The sequence below is a fragment of the Propylenella binzhouense genome (genome assembly GCF_009866965.1).
Classification (GTDB): domain Bacteria; phylum Pseudomonadota; class Alphaproteobacteria; order Rhizobiales; family Afifellaceae; genus Propylenella; species Propylenella binzhouense.
On record NZ_SPKJ01000051.1, the window covers coordinates 1 to 18,831 of the forward strand.

At 70.8% G+C, this 18,831-nt stretch carries 13 protein-coding genes; 7 read left to right on the forward strand and 6 right to left on the reverse strand.

Going from position 1 to position 18,831, the window contains the following annotated elements; genetic code table 11:
- Window positions 1-2,015, forward strand: a 2,015-nt coding sequence (locus E4O86_RS23815; RefSeq protein WP_161141209.1) for a lytic transglycosylase domain-containing protein, incomplete at its 5' end; no start/stop codon positions are given.
- 30 nt (window positions 2,016-2,045) lie between these two features.
- On the opposite strand, the gene E4O86_RS14200 is transcribed toward E4O86_RS23815, so the two are convergent.
- Together E4O86_RS14200 and E4O86_RS14205 are read right to left on the reverse strand one after the other, a co-directional pair.
- Window positions 2,046-4,556 carry a GcvT family protein gene (locus E4O86_RS14200; protein ID WP_161141210.1) on the reverse strand — a complete coding sequence of 837 codons (2,511 nt, stop codon included), beginning with the start codon at window positions 4,554-4,556 and terminating at the stop codon, window positions 2,046-2,048.
- Between the two features lie 146 nt (window positions 4,557-4,702).
- Window positions 4,703-5,428: a hypothetical protein gene (locus E4O86_RS14205; protein ID WP_161141211.1), complete on the reverse strand. Its 726-nt coding sequence runs from the start codon at window positions 5,426-5,428 to the stop codon at window positions 4,703-4,705.
- Between the two features lie 113 nt (window positions 5,429-5,541).
- On the opposite strand from E4O86_RS14205, the gene E4O86_RS14210 reads away from it, so the two are divergent.
- Together E4O86_RS14210 and E4O86_RS14215 are read left to right on the forward strand one after the other, a co-directional pair.
- Window positions 5,542-6,405 (forward strand): hypothetical protein, encoded by an 864-nt coding sequence (locus tag E4O86_RS14210; RefSeq protein WP_161141212.1) that lies wholly within the window; start codon window positions 5,542-5,544, stop codon window positions 6,403-6,405.
- 75 nt (window positions 6,406-6,480) lie between these two features.
- Window positions 6,481-7,029 (forward strand): hypothetical protein, encoded by a 549-nt coding sequence (locus E4O86_RS14215; RefSeq protein WP_161141213.1) that lies wholly within the window; start codon window positions 6,481-6,483, stop codon window positions 7,027-7,029.
- 36 nt (window positions 7,030-7,065) lie between these two features.
- Here the strand turns inward: E4O86_RS14215 and folD are convergent, their stop codons facing one another.
- The 3 genes from folD to E4O86_RS14230 form a co-directional block, all read right to left on the reverse strand.
- Complete coding sequence (gene folD, locus E4O86_RS14220) at window positions 7,066-7,986, reverse strand: bifunctional methylenetetrahydrofolate dehydrogenase/methenyltetrahydrofolate cyclohydrolase FolD (protein WP_161141214.1); 921 nt, start codon at window positions 7,984-7,986, stop codon at window positions 7,066-7,068.
- Window positions 7,987-8,121: 135 nt separating this feature from the next.
- Window positions 8,122-8,298 carry a DUF1328 domain-containing protein gene (locus tag E4O86_RS14225; protein ID WP_161141215.1) on the reverse strand — a complete coding sequence of 59 codons (177 nt, stop codon included), beginning with the start codon at window positions 8,296-8,298 and terminating at the stop codon, window positions 8,122-8,124.
- A 68-nt stretch (window positions 8,299-8,366) separates the two neighbouring features.
- Complete coding sequence (locus tag E4O86_RS14230; RefSeq protein WP_161141216.1) at window positions 8,367-9,014, reverse strand: NUDIX domain-containing protein; 648 nt, start codon at window positions 9,012-9,014, stop codon at window positions 8,367-8,369.
- A 141-nt stretch (window positions 9,015-9,155) separates the two neighbouring features.
- On the opposite strand from E4O86_RS14230, the gene putA reads away from it, so the two are divergent.
- On the forward strand, window positions 9,156-12,254 hold the full coding sequence (gene putA, locus E4O86_RS14235) for a bifunctional proline dehydrogenase/L-glutamate gamma-semialdehyde dehydrogenase PutA (RefSeq protein WP_161141217.1): 3,099 nt from the start codon (window positions 9,156-9,158) through the stop codon (window positions 12,252-12,254).
- 18 nt (window positions 12,255-12,272) lie between these two features.
- Here putA and E4O86_RS14240 read toward each other — a convergent pair whose 3' ends face one another.
- Entirely contained in the window at window positions 12,273-13,211 is a 939-nt protein-coding gene (locus tag E4O86_RS14240; protein WP_161141218.1) for a LysR substrate-binding domain-containing protein, read from the reverse strand.
- 174 nt (window positions 13,212-13,385) lie between these two features.
- On the opposite strand from E4O86_RS14240, the gene E4O86_RS14245 reads away from it, so the two are divergent.
- The 3 genes from E4O86_RS14245 (at window position 13,386) to E4O86_RS14255 (ending at window position 18,830) form a co-directional block, all read left to right on the forward strand.
- Window positions 13,386-13,652: a DUF1127 domain-containing protein gene (locus E4O86_RS14245; protein ID WP_161141219.1), complete on the forward strand. Its 267-nt coding sequence runs from the start codon at window positions 13,386-13,388 to the stop codon at window positions 13,650-13,652.
- A 64-nt stretch (window positions 13,653-13,716) separates the two neighbouring features.
- Window positions 13,717-16,359: an aminopeptidase N gene (gene pepN / locus E4O86_RS14250; RefSeq protein WP_161141220.1), complete on the forward strand. Its 2,643-nt coding sequence runs from the start codon at window positions 13,717-13,719 to the stop codon at window positions 16,357-16,359.
- A gap of 122 nt (window positions 16,360-16,481) precedes the next feature.
- Window positions 16,482-18,830, forward strand: coding sequence for an ATP-binding protein (locus tag E4O86_RS14255; RefSeq protein WP_161141221.1), 2,349 nt, complete (start codon window positions 16,482-16,484; stop codon window positions 18,828-18,830).
- The last annotated feature ends 1 nt before the right edge of the window (window position 18,831 follow it).

The following is an 18,831-nucleotide window of genomic DNA, read 5'->3' on the forward strand; positions in this document are numbered from 1 at the left end:
CCGCGGCGCTGCCCCGGCCGAGGCCGGCGAGCCTCGGGCCCCTCCGGGCCGGTGCCGTCGCGGCCGCCCGGACCGCGGTCCTTGCCAGGAACGCGCCGCCGGCCGGCCCCTATTACGGGTTCGAACCGGATCGCGCGCTGAAGGCTGCGCTCGACGCCGTCTCCGACGACGACTATCCGCGCGCGCTTGCGCTCGCCGCCGCCCTGCCGGACGCATTCGACCGGCGCCTCGTCGAATGGTGGGTGGCGCGCGCCCCGAATTCCGGCCTGTCGGCGCAGGAGATCCAGGCGATCATCGCCGAGGACAAGGGCTGGCCGGATTCCGAGCGCCTGGCGCAGCGCGCCGAGGAGGCGCTCTTCCGCGCCAATCCGTCGCGCGCCGGGATCGTCGCCTTCTACTCGGCCGAGCCGCCGGTGACGAACGGCGGCAAGCTTGCCTATGCCGACGCGCTCCGCGCCCGCGGGGAGGCGGAAAAGGCACGCGCGATCATCCTGGATCTCTGGCAGGAGCGCCGGCTCTCCGGCGCCACCGCCGCGAAGATCGCCGTCAACTTCCCGGAATATCTCAGCGAGGCGGACCATATCCGGCGATTCCGGGCGCTCGTCCTTGCCGGGCGCGCCCGCGACGCGATCGACGAGGCGCAGCGCGTCGGACCCGGCTACGACCAGTTCGCGCGCGCCGTGCTCGCCGTGCTCGACCGGCGCGATCAGGGCCGCACGCTGCTGAGGAGCCTGGCGCCGCGCTTCAGCAAGGACCCGCTCTACAGCTTCGCCGAGATCCGGCTCCTGCGCCGCGCCGACCGGCCGATCGCGGCCGCCCAGATCCTGCTCGCCGTCAAGGCGGACGCGGCGGATCTCGGCGACGGCGATCGGTGGTGGGACGAGCGGCGCGACCTCTCGCGGCAGCTGCTCGACCGCGGGATGCCGGACCTCGCCTACGAGGTCGTCGCCGGCCACCACGCCCAGTCGGCACGCGACCGGGCCGAGGCGGAATTCCACGCCGGCTGGTATGCGCTCCGCTTCCTCGACAGGCCGGCGGTCGCCGAGGCGCATTTCCGCAAGCTCGCGGCGATCGCCAACATGCCGCGCACCGATGCGCGCGCTTCCTACTGGCTGGCGCGCACCTACGAGGCACAGGATCGGCCGCTTCTCGCGCGCGTCGCCTACGAGCACGCCGCCACGTTCGGCTCCACCTTCTACGGCCAGCTCGCGCGCGAGAAGGTAGGCCTCAGGACGACGGGCCTCGAGCGCATCAGCCGTCCGTCCGCGCTCGACCGCATCGCCTTCGCCTCCAGCGACCTCGCCCGCGCCGTCCGGCGGCTGACCGCCGCCGGCCACAGCGAGCGCGCCGGGATCTTCCTGCGGGAGATGGGAGAGACGTTCGAATCGCCCGGCCAGATCGCGCTCGCCGCCACGCTGGCGCGCCGGATCGGGCAGCCGCACACGGCCATGGTGGCCGCCAAGCTCGCCGATGCGCGCGGGGTCCGCGTGGCGACCCTCGCTCCCTTCATCGGCGTACCGGCGCAGCTCCAGGTACCGGACTCGGTCGACCGCGCGCTGGTCTATGCCGTCGCCCGCCAGGAGAGCGCCTTCAACCCCGCCGCGGCGAGCCATGTCGGCGCGCGTGGGCTGATGCAGCTCATGCCGGCCACCGCCGCCGCGACCGCCCGCTCGATCAACATCCCGTTCTCGCTGATGCGGCTCGACGACCCGCACTACAATGCGCGGCTCGGCGCGGAGCATCTCGGCGACCTGCTGTCGCGGCTGCGCAGCTCCTACATCCTCACCTTCGTCGGCTACAATGCCGGGCCCGGGCGGGCGATCCAGTGGGTGGCGAAGAACGGCGATCCCCGCGGCGGCAAGGTCGATCCCGTCGACTGGATCGAGCGCATCCCCTTCGACGAGACCCGGGACTACGTCCAGAAGGTGATGGAGAACCTGCAGGTCTATCGCAGCCGCCTCGGGCGCCCGCTCTCGCTCGGCGCGGATCTCGCGCGCGGCACGCCGGCCTCCTGAGCGGGGCGAAGCCAGGCCGCGCCCGCCCGGCTATGCCCTGAGCCGCTCGTTGCCGGGATCGTAGGGGCTCTCGGGAATGACGGTCGCACGGCGCCGCTCGCCGAGGATCTGGATCTCGAGCGGGGTCCCGATCTCCCCGTGCTCCGGCTTCACCATGGCGAGCGCGAGCGACTTGCCCGTACGCCAGCCATAGCCGCCATTGGTGGCGCGGCCCACCAATTCGGCTCCGGACCAGATCGGCTCGGAGCCGCGGGCGTCCGCGTCGCTCACGCCGTGGACCTCGAGCGTGACGAACCGCCAGCGTTCGCCCGCCGCATGCGCGCGGACCAGGGCGTCGCGCCCGAGGAAGTCGCCCTTGTTCGGATGCACGAAGCGGTCGAGCCCGGATTCGTAGGCGGAATATTCGATCGAGAGTTCGCGCCCGACCAGGCGATAGGACTTCTCGACCGCCATCGCCATCATCGCGCGGATGCCGAAGGGACGGATCCCGAATTCGGCGCCGGCCGCCATGACGAGATCGAAGATCGCGTTCTGCGTCTCGATCGGGTGGTGCAGCTCCCAGCCGAGTTCGCCTACGAAGTTCACCCTGAGCGCATCCGCCTCGGCATGCCCGATGTCGATGCGCCTGCCGGTGAGCCACGGAAAGGCGGCATTCGAGAGGTCCGCGTCGGTGAGCTTCCGCAATACGTCGCGGGCGCGCGGTCCGGCGAGGACGAGCACGCCACGTTCGGTGGTGACGGAGCGGAGCCGGACGCTGCCGTCGGCAGGCAGCGCCTTCCTGAGGACGTCATGGTCGTGCCGCTCGAGCGCGCCCGCCGAGACCAGGTAGAAGCTCTCCGGGCCGGTCCGGTAGACGGTGAACTCCGACCGCACCCCGCCCGCCTTCGTCAGCAGGTGGCAGAGATGGATGCGGCCGACCGCCTTCGGGATGCGGTTCGCCAGGAGGCCATCGAGCCAGGCCTCCGCGCCCGGGCCGCTCACCACGCATTTGGCGAAGGGCGTCATGTCCTGGAGTCCGACGCCCTCCATCACGTTCCGGCATTCCGCGCCGACATGCCCGAAATGGTTGGAGCGCCGGAAGGACCAGCGCTCGCGCACCGTTCCCGTCCAGTCCGGCGGCGCGTGGTTGTGGTTGAGGAGGACGTCGTCGACGTCGAGCTCCGCCGCCGGCACCGAATAGCCCTCGGGCGCGAACCAGTTCGGGCGCTCCCAGCCATAGACGGAGCCGAACACGGCGCCGAGAGCCCGCATCCGCCCGTAGCAGGGCGCCGTCTTCAGCGGGCGGGCCGCCGCGCGCTCCTCGTCGGGGTAATGGAGGGTGAAGACGTTCGCATAGGCCTCCTCGTTCTTCGCCTTCAGATAGCCGCGCGTGGCGTAGGGGCCGAACCGCCGCGGATCGACGCCCATCATGTCGATCGAGGGCTCGCCCTCGACGATCCATTCCGCGAGCTGCCAGCCGGCGCCGCCGGCGGCGGTGACGCCGAAGGAATGGCCCTCGTTCAGCCAGAAGTTCGGCAGGTCCCAGGCCGGCCCGACGATCGGCGAGCCGTCCGGCGTATAGGGGATCGCACCGTTATAGATCTTCTTGATCCCGACCTCGCCGAAGGCGGGCACGCGCGCGACGGCCGTCTCGACATGCGGCATCAGGCGGTCGAGGTCCTCCTGGAAGAGCTCATATTCGCTCTCCGCCGCCGGGCCGTCGAGATAGCAGGCCGGCGCGCCCTTCTCGTAGGGGCCGAGCAGCAGGCCGCCCGCCTCCTCGCGCATGTACCAGGAGGAATCGCTCTCCCGGAGCACGCCCACTTCCGGCAGACCCTGCCGCCGGCGCGCGAGGATCGCCGGGTGCGGCTCGGTCACGATGTACTGGTGCTCGACCGGCAGCACGGGGACGTCGAGCCCCACCATCGCGCCGGTCCTGCGGGCGAAGTTGCCGCTCGCGGAGACGACGTGCTCCGCGACGATGTCGCCCCGGTCGGTCCTCACCAGCCACTCGCCGGACGGCCGCCGCTCGATCGCCACGACAGTCGTGTTCCGGTGGATCTCCGCGCCCCGGTTCCTGGCGCCTCGTGCGAGCGCCTGCGTGAGATCGGCCGGCTGGATGTAGCCGTCGTCCGGATGCTGGATCGCGCCGACAATGCCGTCCGTCTCGCAGAGCGGCCAGATCGCCTTGACCTCCGCCGGGCTCAGCACGTTCACCCTGACGCCGATTGTCGCCGCCACGCCGGCATAGTGCATGTACTCGTCCCAGCGGTCCCGGGTGCGGGCGAGCCGGATGTTCGAGCAGACGGAGAAGCCGACGTCCTGCCCGGTCTCCGCCTCCAGCGTCTTGTAGAGCGCGACGGAATATTTGTGGAGCTGGCCGACGGAATAGCTGAGGTTGAAGAGCGGCAGCAGTCCGGCGGCGTGCCAGGTCGAGCCGGAGGTGAGTTCCTTCCGCTCCACCAGGACGACGTCCGGCCAGCCCTTCTTCGCGAGGTGGTAGAGCGTCGAGACGCCGACCACGCCGCCACCGATCACCACCACGCGGGCGTGCGACTTCATCGGAACGCTCCCCTTCGATCCGGGCGGCATGCGCGCCGCAGGACCGTCCGACCCGTTATGCAGATGGCGCCGGGCGGGGAATGCCCCGGCCACGACATTGCGCGTCCGCTCCGCGCCGCCGCCTGCCGGGCAAGGCGCCGCAGCGCTCAGCCCGGCGGCGCACCTCCGTCGACGGAGGCGGAATGTGCCCCGCCGAGACCCGGAAGCTCGAGCGCGGCCTTCGCCGTCTCGTAGCCGTGAAAGGCGAGGGTCGCGGTGAAGACCACGCCGCCGAGCGCGAGCGAGAAGACCATCGCGCAGAGCCACAGCAGGCCGAGCAGGACGAGCGCCACGACGCTCGCCGCGATCGGGGTCAGCGCGCACCAGACGCAGAAGGCGATCACGGTCAGGAAGAATTCCTCGAAGAGCGGCCGCGGCATCATCCGCATCCAGAGCCAGATCCCGGTCGGCAGCAGCGCGGCCACGAAGAGGATGCGGCCGAAGAGGTTGGACGTCTGCAGCATCTCGAGGCTGGTCTCGTAGAACAGCCGCCCGAAGGTCACCGGATAGAGCAGCGCGTGCGATCCGAATTCGATCCGCCGTCCGGGCTCGCAGACGGTCCGCCACCAGTGCGCGCGGTCGCTCCAGAGGAGCGTGCATCCGGTGAGCCGCTCGTAGAAGAGGTCCGCGAAATGCGCGACGTTGGTCGCCTCGAGCCCCCGGCGCAGCGCATCCGTATAGGCGATCAGCCCCGCCACGACGGCGTCGAGCGACACCGTGCTCATGAGATAGCCGAGCACGACGAGGACGAGCGTCACCGCGAATCCCCGAGGGGAGCCGAGGAAGCGTGTGATCTCGGGCAGGCCGAGCAGCATCAGGAATTGCCGGGCCATCGTCTATCGCGCAGAATGCTCAACGTCCGTAGTCCGTATCTTGGTCAAATCGTCCGTCCCGGTGCAAGCGGCGTCGTGCCGGAGCATCGGAGCGGACCTCCGTCGATGCTGCCATGGCGATGCGCAAGACTCATCCGGGGTGGCTCTCCGCCTCGCTCCTCGTGATCGCGGCGGGGCTCGTTGCCCGCGAGCACGGCCCGGCCGGGCGCGAGCACGCGGAGAGCCGCCCGCCGCCGGTCTGGACGAGCGGCGTCGAAACGGATGCCGAGGGCCGGGAGATCCGCTGGGCCGCGATCGAATCCGAGCCGGAGGCCGACGGAACGACATCATCCCCGGCGCCGCTTCTCGGCGTCGCCTGCGGGCCCGACACCGGCATGATCTTCATCGATGCCGGCCCGGAGCCCGCCGGCGCGGCGGAGCCGGAGCCGCCTCCGGAGCCGCGCACCTGCACGGTGACGAGCCGGGACATGACCCTCCTCACGACCCGGCACATGTTCGGAACGGGCGGAGGCATCTCGGTGCTGGTGACGGGGATCGACAATGCGATACGCGTCTCCGATCCGGATTGCGCGGCCTGGAACGAGAGCGTCAAGGCGCGCTGGGCGGCGCTTCCGCGGGTCGCGATCGCCGCTTCGCGCGGCCGCCGGTTGATCCCGCTGCAGATCCCCGGTCATTTCGAGGAGCTCTATGCCGGCGAGCTGCCCGCCTGGAGAGCCTCCGTGCTCGGCCGCCGCGTCCTCGCGCTCATGCAGGTCGATTCCGACCGGAACCGGCTGATCGCGGCGCTGCCGGAAGCCGACAGCGTGACCGTCAGCCGCGACGGGAAGGCCCGCGGCTTCTCGATGGAGGGTGCCGCCGAGGCGATCCGGACCGTCGCGTCCTTCTGTCCCGACCGGCCGGCCTACCGGGTCGTGGAGCCGCCTCCGGGGAGCGGCGACGGCCTGTTCGACGCGCTCCACCGGCGCAACCCGCTCTGACATGCGCCGGCGGAAGGCTGGACCCGTGGCAGCGTCGCGGCCCGCTCCGCCGGCCAACCGAAAGGGTTGTCGGCCATGCCGATGAATCCCGCGGATCTCAGGGCCCACGCCGAGCGTCTCGGGGCATGGCTCGACGGCGCCGGGCCGGATGCGGAGGCGCTTGCCACGGCGACGGCCGATTTCCGGGCGGCGCTCGGCACCTTCCTGAAGGCGGGGGACCTCCTGCCCGCCGTATCCGCCGCCTGCCTGCTCTCGGTCGCGCTGCGCCTCGGGGCGCGGGGCGAAGCGGAGGAGGATGCGGTCCCGGTTCTCCGGGAGGCCTGCGAAACCGCCGAGCGGGGCCGCGACGCCGCGATCGAACACGCCGAGACGAATGGCGTCGACGAGGCGAACACCGCAGCCTACGTCTCGGTCACGAACGAGGCCGGGGAGGCGCTGTCCGCGCTCGGCGAGGCGCTGCGTCGAGGGGAAGAGGCGGAGCGGTCGTTCCGCGCAGCCGCGGCGCGGTTCGGCGAGGCCGCGGCCGGGTACCGGCGCCTCGGCACGGACGGCGAGGCACGACGCGCCGAGATCAGGGCGCTCGGCGCACGCGCGAGCGCCGCGCTGGCGGCGGGGGATCCCTGAGCGGCCGGTCGCCGTCCCGTCCCGGCTCGAAAGCCTTCACATCACGGAGTCCGGAGCCGAGTCGGTCTCCCGCCTTGCGGCGCGCGTGGCGGTCGCCACGGTGTTCGCCATGAGCATCGCGATCGTCATCGGGCCGACGCCGCCCGGCACCGGCGTGATGGCACCGGCGACGGACGCCGCGCTCGCGAAGTCGACGTCGCCGACGAGCCGCGTCTTGCCCGCGCCGAGCTCCGGCGCCGGGACGCGGTTGATGCCGACGTCGATCACGCAGGCGCCGGGCTTCACCCAGTCGCCCTTCACCATCTGCGGCCGCCCGGTGGCCGCGACCAGGATGTCGGCGCGCCGGCAGACGGCCGGCAGGTCGCGCGTGCGCGAATGGGCGATCGTGACCGTGCAGTTCTCCCGGAGGAGAAGCTGGGCGGCGGGCTTGCCGACGATGTTGGAGCGCCCGACGACCACAGCCTCCAGGCCCGACAGGTCGGCGCCGAGCGCCGCGCGCGCGAGCGCCACGACGCCCGCCGGCGTGCACGGCACGAGCGCGTTCGCCAGGCCGGCGGCGAGCCGGCCGACATTCATCGGATGGAAGCCGTCCACATCCTTGTCGGGGTCGAGCGCGAGGAGGACGCGCTGCTCGTCGATGTGGGGCGGAAGCGGCAGCTGGACGAGGATGCCGTGGATCGCGGGATCGCGGTTGAGATGGCCGACGAGCGCGAGAAGGTCGGCTTCGCTGGTCTCCGCCGCGAGCGAGTGCTGCTCGGAATGGAAGCCGCACTCCTCCGCCTTGAGGCCTTTGCTGCGGACATAGACGCGGCTCGCCGGGTCGTCGCCCACGAGCACGACGGCAAGCCCCGGCTTCACGCCGAATTCGGAGAGGAGCCGGTCCCGCGCCTCCTTCACCTCCTCGATGAGCGCGGCGGCCACGGCCTTGCCGTCGATGAACTTCGCTTCGGTGCTCATGCCGTCCCTCCGGGTCCTCGTCGGAGGGTTTAGAAGGAAGCGGCGCGAAACGCACCCACGGATGGCCGCGCGGCGGGCACGAAAGAAGGGCCGCCGGCATGCCGGCGGCCCCGAAACGGATCGTGCCTGCGATGTCTAGATGCGCGGGCTGCGGCCGCGGAATGCCCCGACCACCGCAGAGATCAGGAAGAGGGCGATCGCTACGAAGAAGATCAGCTTCGCGATGCCGACCGCGGTGCCCGCAATACCACCGAAACCGAGAATCGCGGCGATGAGCGCGATCACCAGAAAAGTCAGTGCCCAACCGAGCATTTCGAACCTCCGAACTTGACTGCGGCGCTGTCGCCGTCGGCTGGAGAACGCGGCATTCCGGATTTGGTTCACCGGCGTCGGATTCTTTCGTCGGCCAGCGGTTCCGGCGTCACGCCGGCGCCGCCTCCGACGAGCAGGGTGTAGACGAGCACCAGCGTCTTCGCGTCCGCGATCTCGCCCCGCCTCGCGGCGGCGAAGAGCTCGGCGAGCGGCATCTCCACGATCTCGATTGCCTCGCCCTCATGCGCGTTGCCGCCGCCCGAGCTCGCCCGGTCCGCGCCCGAATAGGTCGCCAGGAAGAGGTGCATGCGCTCCGTCAGCGTGCCGGCGGAAGGCAGGATCGTCTGGACGAACTTGAGCCCGGTGAGCCGGAGCCCGAGCTCCTCCTCGGCCTCGCGGATCGCGCATTCCTCGGGGGTCTCGCCCTTCTCCATGATCCCCGCACAGGCCTCGAGCGGATAGGCGTCGAGGCCCTTCCAGAGCAGCGGCGTGCGGAGCTGGCGCGCGAGCAGGGCCACCTGCCGCTCGGGATCGTAGGTGAGCACGACCGAGGCCTCGCCGTGATCGATGACCTCGCGTGCGCTCCGCAGCACCGTCCCGTCCGGGAGCCGCTCCTCGACGTCGACGATCTCGAAGCTGTTCCAGCCCTCGTAGATCATGCGGCGGCCGACGATCGCCGCCGTCGCGCCGGGACGACGCTCGGGCTTGAAGTGCATGGGCTTGTCTCCAGACGCCGGCGAACGGCCCGGCTGCCAGCAGGCCTAGCGCTTTGTGTGCGTGTGCGAAAGGCCGCGGGGGAGACGTGCGGTCTTCCGGCGGCTGTCCTATCGTGGTCGCGCCGGCCGGAGACATCCACGATGAGCGCCCTCCCCGATCCCGAAATCCTCCCGCTTTTCCAGGCGCCCTATGCGCCGGACGACGGGCCGCTGATCCGGTCGCTAAGCGCCGAGCTCGACATGCCGCCCGAGGCGGAGGACCGCGCCGCTCTCCGCGCGCGCGGCTACATTCGCGGCATCCGGGACGCGCGCGGCACGGTCGGCGGCCTGGAAGACTTCATGCAGACCTACAGCCTCTCCACCCGCGAGGGGCTGGCCCTGATGGCGCTTGCGGAGGCGCTCCTGCGCGTGCCCGACGCGGCGACGCAGGATCGCCTCATCGAGGACAAGCTCGGCGGCCGCGACTGGTCGGAAGCCGCGCGCGAGACGGAGAGCTGGATCGTCTCGGCGACCACCTGGGCGCTCGGCATGAGCGTGCGCATCGTCCATCCCGGCGAGACGGCCGAGGGGATCGTCGGCAGGCTCGCGCAGCGGCTCGGAATGCCGACCATCCGCACCGCCGCGCGCCAGGCCATGCGGCTGCTCGGCCACCAGTTCGTGCTGGGCGAGACGATCGAGGGGGCGCTGCGCAGAGCGCGCACGCGCGAGGAGCGCGGCTACCGCCATTCCTTCGACATGCTGGGCGAAGGCGCCCGCACCGCCGAGGACGCGCGGCGCTACCGGGAATCCTACGTTCATGCGCTCGAGGCGATCGGGCGGAGCGCCGGCGGCGAGGGCCCAGAGGAGCGGCCGGGGCTCTCCGTCAAGCTGTCGGCGCTCCATCCGCGCTACGCGGCGCGGCAGCGGGACCGGGTGCTGCGCGAGCTCACGCCCGACCTCGTCGAGCTGGCGCGGCTCGCCAGGCGTCACGACCTGAACCTCACCATCGACGCCGAGGAGGCGGACCGGCTCGAGCTCTCGCTCGAGGTCTTCGCGCTGCTCGTCCGGGAACCGTCGCTCGCCGGCTGGGAAGGCCTCGGCCTCGCGGTCCAGGCCTACCAGAAGCGCGCGCCCGCGCTCGTCGCCTGGCTCGACGACGCCGCGCGGGCGAGCGGCCGCCGCCTGATGGTGCGTCTCGTGAAGGGCGCCTACTGGGACACGGAGGTCAAGCGGGCGCAGGAGCGCGGCCTCGACGATTTCCCGGTCTTCACGCGGAAGGCCGCGACCGACCTGTCCTATCTCGTCTGCGCGCGCCGCCTGCTCGCCGCCCGGCCCCGCATCTTTCCCCAGTTCGCGACCCACAATGCGCTCACCGTCGCGTCCGTGATCGAGATGGCGGAAGGCGGCGGCTACGAGTTCCAGCGCCTCCACGGCATGGGCGACGACCTCTACGCCCAGGTCCACGACCGCGACGGCCATCCGTGCCGGATCTATGCGCCGGTCGGCGGCTACAGGGAGCTCCTCGCCTATCTCGTGCGGCGGCTGCTCGAAAACGGGGCGAACTCCTCCTTCGTCAACATCGTGGCCGATCCGGACGTGCCGATCGACGGCCTCGTCGCGCATCCGCACCGCGCGCTTGAGGAAGGGCCGGTGCGGCATGCGCGGATCCGGCGGCCGTCGGAGATCTTTCCGGGCCGGCGCAACAGTTCCGGCGTCGAGTTCGGGGATCGCCGGAGCCTCGCCGCGCTCGTCGCGGGCATGGCAGCGGTGGGCAACCCGATCGCCGATGTCGGCCCGCTCCTTGACGGGCGGCGGCGCGCCGGCGCGGCCCGCGCGGTGCTTTCGCCTTCCGACGGAGCGACAATCGTCGGCCGGGTGGAGGAAGCCGATCCGTCCCTCGCCGGAGACGCCGTCGCCGCCGGCCTCGCCGGGTTCGCGCGCTGGGACGAGACGCCCGCGGGGGAGCGCGCGGGCGCGCTCGAGCGGGCGGCCGACCTCCTGGAGGCGCGCCGCGACCGGCTGATGGCGCTCCTCGCGCGCGAGGCCGGCAAGACGCTCGACGACGCCGTCGCCGAGATCCGCGAGGCGGTGGACTTCCTCCGCTATTACGCGGCGGAGGGGCGCCGCCTCTTCGCCTCGGACATGCTCATGCCCGGTCCGACCGGCGAGGAGAACCGCTACCGTCTGCGCGGCCGCGGCGTATTCGTCTGCATCAGCCCGTGGAACTTCCCGCTCGCGATCTTCACGGGGCAGGTTGCCGCCGCGCTCGCGGCCGGCAATGCCGTCGTCGCGAAGCCCGCCGAGCAGACCCCGCTCGTCGCCTTCGAAGCGGTTTCGGCGCTGCACGAGGCCGGCGTTCCGCCGGCGGCCCTCGGATATCTTCCCGGCGACGGCAGGGTCGGCGCCGCCCTCGTCGCGGAGCCGCGGATAGCCGGCGTCGCCTTCACCGGCTCGACCGCCGTGGCGCAGTCGATCAACCGGACGCTCGCCGCCCGCACCGGTCCGATCATCCCCTTCATCGCCGAGACGGGCGGCATCAACGCGATGATCGCGGACGCCACGGCGCTGCCCGAACAGGTCGCCGACGACGTGGTCGCCTCCGCGTTCCGCTCCGCCGGCCAGCGCTGCTCGGCCACGCGCCTCCTCTTCGTGCAGGCCGAGGTCGCGGATGCCATGGTCCGGATGATCGCGGGCGCAGCAGCGGAGCTCGCCGTCGGCGACCCCTCCGACCCGGCGACCGATGTCGGCCCGGTGATCGACGCCGAGGCCAGGGACGCGCTTGCGGCGCATATCGAAAGGGTCCGGCGCGAGCAGGCGGTCCGCTATGCCGGGGCGGTGCCGGAGCGCGGCTTCTTCGTTGCCCCGCATCTGGTCGAGCTCGATCGCCCCTCCTATCTCGACCGCGAGGTCTTCGGACCCGTTCTCCACGTCGTGCGCTGGCGGTCCGGCGAACTGCAATCCGTCATCGATTCGGTCCGGGCGACCGGCTACGGCCTGACGCTCGGGATCCACACCCGCGTGGGCGGGCGCGCGGAGCGCATCTCCCGCGCGGTCCAGGTCGGCAACGTCTACGTCAACCGCAACACGATCGGCGCCGTCGTCGGCGCCCAGCCCTTCGGCGGGGCGGGCCTGTCGGGAACCGGGCCGAAGGCGGGCGGCCCGAACTATCTCCAGCGCTTCGCGCTCGAGCAGGTCGTCTCCACCGACACGACCGCCGCCGGCGGCAATGCGAGCCTCGTCACGCTCGCCGATACCGGCTGATCGGCGCCGGCCCGCCGCTCACGCCGCAACGGCGCCGTAGCCGCTGAAATTCTCCTCGATATGGTTCGCCAGCGCGTCGAAGAGCGGACCGGCGGCGGCGGGCGCGCGCCGCATCTCTATCGCGAGCTGGCCGATCGGAGGCAGGCCGGCCTCGTCGCCGATCGCCTTCAGCTCGCCGCGCACGGAGGATTGCGGCAGCGGGGCGATCGCGAGGCCCGCCATCAGCGCGGCGAGCTGGCCGAGATAGTGGCGGCTGGAATAGGCGATCCGGTAGTCGACGCCGCTGCGGTCGAGCGCCTCGAGCGCCATCTTGCGCCAGCAGCAGCCGAGATGGGAGAGCGCGAGCGGGAGCGGACGCTGCTCATGGGCGCAGCCGTGCCGGAGCCCCGCCCAGACGAGCGGCTCCCGATGGAGGATGTGCCCGCCGTTCTGGCCGTGCCCGGCGCTGACGAGCGCGATGTCGATCGCGTTCTCCTCGACCATCCGCATCAGGTCGACGCTCGCCTGGCAGACGACGTCCACCTCGACGAGCGGATGGCTCGCGGCGAACCGCGCCAGGATGTCCGGCAGGAAGCGCCCGGCATAATCGTCCGGCGTGCCCAGGCGGATGGTGCCCTCGATGCCCGGCGCACGGAAGCGCTGCAGCGCCTCCTGCGTCAGCTTCATGATCCGCCGGCCGTATCCGACCAGCGCCTCCCCGTCCGGCGTGAGCGCGACCGAGCGGCCGTCCTTCGCGAAGAGCGCCCGCCCCACCTGCTCCTCGAGCTTCTTCATCTGCATCGAGACGGCCGACGGCGTCCGGAAGACCTGCCGCGCGGCCCGGTTGAAGCTGCCGGTATCGGCGATCGCCACCAGCGTGCGCAGCAGGTCGACATCGAGGCCCGCGCCCGCGCGGAATTCCAGGCCGTCGCTTCCGCCGCGCTCCTCGCGCTCCGCGTCGAGTTCGATCAGGCTCATTCTCCCCTCTCGAATGATCAGGTGAACTGATCGGAAGCATAAAACCAATTCTCTTGATTGAGCAATAGGCCCGCGCAAAATAGCCATCACGAGCCGCCCCGCGGCAATGGACTTCGCAAGAAACGGGTGGAGAACGGCGCCGAACGCCTGTTCGGTGATCGCGGGAGATTTGTCATGCGCGAAGCAGCATCCTTCATGGCCGGACAGGTTCTTTGGTCCACGAACGGAAGGGGCCGACTGATGCGGAGCCTGGCGGCGCCGCTCAGGTGGTGGAAGCGCCGCCGTGCGCTCGCCAAGCTCACGACCCTCGACGACCACATCCTCTACGATATCGGGCTGACGCGCGCAGACGTGCGCTGGGCGATGAACCTGCCGCTCGGCCACGATGCCGCGCAGGAGCTGCAGCGGCGGCGGCCGACGCGCGGTCTTCGTCATCGGTGACGCCGCCGGCCGGCTTCCAAGCAGGCCGGAACGTGGTAATCGGGGCGCCTGCGAAGGAGCCCCGATGCCAGCCGAAGCGACGCCCGTCATCCGCCTGGAGGATTACCGCCCGACGGACTACCAGATCGACACGGTCCAGCTCGATTTCCTGCTGGCGCCGAAGGACACCCGCGTCACGTCGCAGCTGGCGCTGCGCCGCCGGCCGGAAGCCGCAATGGGCGCGCCGCTCGTGCTCGACGGCGACGGTCTCGTGCTGGAGAGCGTGGCGCTCGATGGCCGGCCGCTTGCCGCGACCGCGTACACGGCGACGCCGGACCGGCTGACGATCCATGCGCCGCCCGCCGGCCCGTTCACGCTCGAAGTGGTGACCCGCCTCGATCCGGGCGCCAACACCGCGCTCATGGGCCTCTATCTCTCGAACGGCGTCTACACGACCCAGTGCGAGGCCGAGGGCTTCCGGCGGATCACCTATTTCCTCGACCGGCCCGACGTCCTCGCCGTCTATACGACGCGGATCGAGGCGCCGTCGGCCGCCACGGTGCTCCTCTCGAACGGCAATCGCGTGCAGGCCGGCCCGGTCCCGGGCACCGACCGCCATTTCGCCGTCTGGCACGATCCCTTTCCCAAGCCGAGCTATCTCTTCGCGCTGGTCGGCGGCGATCTCGCCGCCATCAAGGACACGTTCCGGACCATGTCCGGCCGCACCGTCGAGCTCGGGATCTATTGCGAGGCCGGCAAGGAGGAGCGCTGCCGCTACGCGATGGACGCCCTCAAGCGCTCGATGCGCTGGGACGAGGAGCGCTTCGGGCGCGAATACGACCTCGACGTCTTCAACATCGTCGCCGTCTCCGACTTCAACATGGGCGCGATGGAGAACAAGGGCCTCAACATCTTCAACGACAAGTACGTCCTCGTCGACCCGGAGACCGGCACCGATCAGGACTATGCGGGCGTGGAGACGGTGATCGCCCACGAATACTTCCACAACTGGACGGGCAACCGCATCACCTGCCGCGACTGGTTCCAGCTCTGCCTGAAGGAGGGGCTGACCGTGTTCCGCGACCAGGAATTCTCGTCAGACATGCGCTCGCGGCCGGTCAAGCGCATCGCCGATGTCGTCGCGCTGCGACAGCACCAGTTCCCGGAGGACGCCGGCCCGCTCGCCCATCCGCCCCGGCCGACGCGCTACCGCGAGATCAACAACTTCTATACGGCGACGGTCTACGAGAAGGGGGCGGAGATCTGCCGCATGCTGAAGACCGTGCTTGGCGAGGCGGGCTTCCGCGCGGGCATGGATCTCTATTTCGAGCGCCATGACGGCCGCGCCGCGACGATCGAGGACTTCCTCGCGAGCTTCGCCGATGCGACCGGCACCGACCTCTCGCAATTCGCGCTCTGGTACCGGCAGGCCGGCACGCCGGTGGTCTCGGTCAGGCACGCCTACGATCCCGCCTCGGAGCGCTTCACGCTGGCGCTCCGGCAGGAACTGCCCGTGACGCCCGACCGGCTGCCGAAGCATCCGGACCACATTCCGATCGCCTTCGGCCTGGTCGGCCCCGACGGCCAGGACCTGAGCTTCCGGCGCGCGGCGGGCGCCGAGGTCGCCGACGGCGTGCTCCATCTCACGACCGAGACGGCCGAGATCGTCTTCGAGGGGGTCAAGGCGCGGCCGGTTCCGTCTCTCCTCAGGGGCTTCTCCGCACCGGTCCTGCTGCGCTCCGATCTCACCACGGAAGACCGGCTGTTCCTGATCGGCCACGATCCCGATCCGTTCAGCCGCTGGGAGGCCGCGCAGTCGATCGCACTCGCGGCGCTCGAGGCGGGCGCCGCCGAAATCGCCGCCGGCGGCGCGCCGAGCTTCGATCCCCGCTTCGCGGAAGCGCTCGGGCGGCTTGCCGCGAACGACGAGCTCGACCCGGCCTTCCGCGCGCTCGCCCTCACCCTTCCGGGCGAAGGCGACGTGGCGCAGGCGATCGGGAAGGATGTCGATCCGGACGCCATCCACGCCGCCCGCGTCGCCCTCCAGGCGGCGGTCGGCCGCGCGGTCGCCGCCATCGCCACGGAGGCGGCCGGGCGCAATGCCCCTGCGGAGCCCTATTCGCCGGATGCCGGGAATGCCGGCCGGCGGGCGCTCCGCCATGCGGCCTGGAGCCTCTCGATCGCCGCGGGCGAGATCTCCTCCGACGACATGCGCGCGCTCTACGAGACGGCCGGCAATCTTACCGATCGCCTCGCGGCGATGCGTCTCGCCTGCCATTACGGGCTCGCCTGCGCGGACGACGTCCTCGCCGCCTTCCTGGAGCGCTACCGCGGCAATCCGCTGGTGATCGACAAGTGGTTCACGGTGCAGGCGACCATTCCCGCCCACGAGACGGCGGACCGGGTCGCCGCGCTGACGCGCCATCCGGCCTTCTCGATGAAGACGCCGAACCGGGTCTACGCGCTGCTCCGCTCCTTCGCCTCGGCCAACCCGGTCGGCTTCAACCGGCCGGACGGCGCAGGCTTCGGGCTGATCGCGGACATGATCGCCGAGATCGATCCGAACAATCCCGCCGTGGCGGCGCGGCTCGCCACCGCCTTCCGCTCCTATGCCATGCTGGAGCCGCGGCGGCGCGCGGCTGCCCGCGCGGCCCTCAGCGAACTCGCCGCCCGGCCCAAGCTTTCCCGCGACGTCAGCGACATCCTTCACCGCACGCTGGAAGGGTAAAGGGCGCGTTGCCACAATCCGATCAAATTTCGGGTTCGATCTGGACAAGCGGAATCCGCTCGACTCAAATGAGCTGATTCGGAGAAGCGGCGCTCCGATCACAAGAGACCGAGGAGGCTGGCATGGCGCGGGCTGGGGAGGCCATCGCGTCCGCGGATTGGCGCACCCGGATTCCCGGGCGTCTCAACCGGGTCGCCTTCGCTGGTCACGCCAAGCTCTTCGTCCATCCCGCCTATGCCCGCCTCGTCAATACCGAGCCCTATGTCAAACGGCTGATCCCCGTCCTCATCGTCCTGTTCGTGCTCGCCCTCGGCGGAATGCGCGTCATCGTGCTGTTCGAGGAGCGCGACGTGATCGACGTCCGCGCCCGGGCGCAGATCGGGCTCGTTGCCCGCGCGCTCGCCTCCGACCTCCTGAGCGGCGACAGGCTGCCCTCCATGACCGAGCCGTCGGAACTCGTCCAGGGCCGGCTCGAGAACCTGCTGCCCGCGCGCGCCACCGCGATGGAGCGGTCGATCTATGTGCTCAATCCCGACGGGATGATCATCGCCGCCGCCCCCGATCCGGAGGGTGTGGTCGGACGCCAGCTCGGCAGCATCATCGGCTTCGGCCAGCCGCTCACAACGCTCGGCCAGCTCGCCGGCGTGCTCGCGATCACGCTGCCGGACGGCGAGGACGTGCTCGCCGCGGTCCATCACAATGCGGCGCGGACGGCGTCGGTCGCCGTCATCCAGCCCTATTCGGGCGTGTTCGCCGACTGGCGCCGCACGGTCTCGCGCGAGGCGACGATCTTCGTCGCCACCAGCGTCGTCCTCGTCATTCTCGGCTTCGCATTCCACGCCCAGGCGGCCCGGGCGCAGGAAGCCGATGCCATCTACGCCGAAACCCAGAGCCGCTTCCACATGGCGCTGCGGCGCGGCCATTCCGGCCTTTGGGACTGGGATCTCGCGCGCGGAACGCTGTTCTGGTCGCCGTCGATGTTCGAGATTCTCGGCATCGTTCCCCGCAACCGGCTGCTCTCCGTCGCCGATGTGTCGGAGCTCGTCCATCCCGAGGATCTCGACCTCCTCGACCTCGCCAACGCGCTCGTGACCGCCGGTTCGGGCACCGTCGACCAGGAATTCCGGATGCGCCATGCGGACGGGCACTGGATCTGGGTCAGGGCGCGCGCCGAGGTCGTTTCGGACCGCGAGCACGAGCCCCATCTCGTCGGCATCGCCGTCGACGTGACCGAGCAGAAGCGGCTGCAGGAGGCCTCGCGCATGGCGGATCTGCGCCTGCGGGACGCGGTGGAGGCGATCTCCGAGGCATTCGTCCTGTGGGACGCGGGCAACCGCCTCGTGCTCTGCAACAGCAAGTTCCAGGAACTCTACGACGTCCCAAGCGAGCTGGTGCGGCCGGGGACCCCCTACGACGCCATCATCAGGTCGGGAACCCGTCCGGAGATCACCACCAGCACCGCACTGCGGGAGGCAGGCGGGCCGGAATCGGTCTCCGTCGAGGCCCGCATCGCGGACGGCCGGTGGCTGCAGATCAGCGAGCGGCGGACGAAGGACGGCGGCTTCGTGTCGGTCGGAACCGACATCACTGCGCTGAAGCGCAACGAAAGCCAGCTCCTCGAGAACGAGCGGATCCTGACGGCAACGGTGGCGGATCTCCGCCAGTCGCGCCAGAAGCTCGAGCGCCAGGCGCAGCAGCTCGTCGATCTCGCCGAGAAGTACGCGCTTGAGAAGGAGAAGGCGGAGGACGCGAACCGGGTGAAGTCCGAGTTCCTCGCCAATGTCTCGCACGAGCTGAGGACGCCCCTCAACGCGATCATCGGCTTCTCGGACATGATGCTTTCGGGCGTGTTCGGCGCGCTCGGCGACCGCAAGTACGCGGAATATTGTTCCGACATCCGCCAGAGCGGCGAATATCTCCTGGGCGTGATCTCCGACATCCTCGATATGGCGCGCCTCGAGGCCGGCCATGTCGAGCTCGACATCGAGGCGATCGATCTCGAGCAGATGGTCGGCGGCATTCTCGATGAGAACGGCGCCGATGCGGAGGCGGCGGGGGTCGCCCTCGTCGCCGAGATCGACGACCGCGTGCACCTCTTCGGGGACAGGAAGGCGCTGCGGCAGGTTGTCGGCAACCTCGTCTCGAACGCCGTCAAGTTCACGCCCGCCGGAGGCTCGGTGCAGGTCGAGTGCCGGCGCCGCGGCGAGAACGTCTTCTTCATCGTCGAGGATACCGGCATCGGCATGCCCGCGGCCGCCCTCTCCAAGATCGGGCAACCGTTCGAGCAGGTCCAGAGCCAGATGACCCGCAGCCATCGCGGCTCGGGCCTCGGGCTCGCCATCTCCCGCGCGCTCGTCGATCTTCACGGCGGGCAGATGCGGATCCAGTCCGCGCCGGGCGTGGGCACCCGGGTTACCGTCATCCTGCCGCGCAGGCCGCGGATCGAGACGGGCGGCATCGCCGCCGCCTGAA

Coding starts and splice junctions, on each gene's coding strand:
- E4O86_RS14200 (WP_161141210.1), bottom strand. CDS start 4,556: ATGAAGTCGCACGCCCGCGTGGTGGTGATCGGTGGCGGCGTGGTCGGC.
- E4O86_RS14205 (WP_161141211.1), bottom strand. CDS start 5,428: ATGGCCCGGCAATTCCTGATGCTGCTCGGCCTGCCCGAGATCACACGC.
- E4O86_RS14210 (WP_161141212.1), top strand. CDS start 5,542: ATGGCGATGCGCAAGACTCATCCGGGGTGGCTCTCCGCCTCGCTCCTC.
- E4O86_RS14215 (WP_161141213.1), top strand. CDS start 6,481: ATGCCGATGAATCCCGCGGATCTCAGGGCCCACGCCGAGCGTCTCGGG.
- folD (WP_161141214.1), bottom strand. CDS start 7,986: ATGAGCACCGAAGCGAAGTTCATCGACGGCAAGGCCGTGGCCGCCGCG.
- E4O86_RS14225 (WP_161141215.1), bottom strand. CDS start 8,298: ATGCTCGGTTGGGCACTGACTTTTCTGGTGATCGCGCTCATCGCCGCG.
- E4O86_RS14230 (WP_161141216.1), bottom strand. CDS start 9,014: ATGCACTTCAAGCCCGAGCGTCGTCCCGGCGCGACGGCGGCGATCGTC.
- putA (WP_161141217.1), top strand. CDS start 9,156: ATGAGCGCCCTCCCCGATCCCGAAATCCTCCCGCTTTTCCAGGCGCCC.
- E4O86_RS14240 (WP_161141218.1), bottom strand. CDS start 13,211: ATGAGCCTGATCGAACTCGACGCGGAGCGCGAGGAGCGCGGCGGAAGC.
- E4O86_RS14245 (WP_161141219.1), top strand. CDS start 13,386: ATGCGCGAAGCAGCATCCTTCATGGCCGGACAGGTTCTTTGGTCCACG.
- pepN (WP_161141220.1), top strand. CDS start 13,717: ATGCCAGCCGAAGCGACGCCCGTCATCCGCCTGGAGGATTACCGCCCG.
- E4O86_RS14255 (WP_161141221.1), top strand. CDS start 16,482: ATGGCGCGGGCTGGGGAGGCCATCGCGTCCGCGGATTGGCGCACCCGG.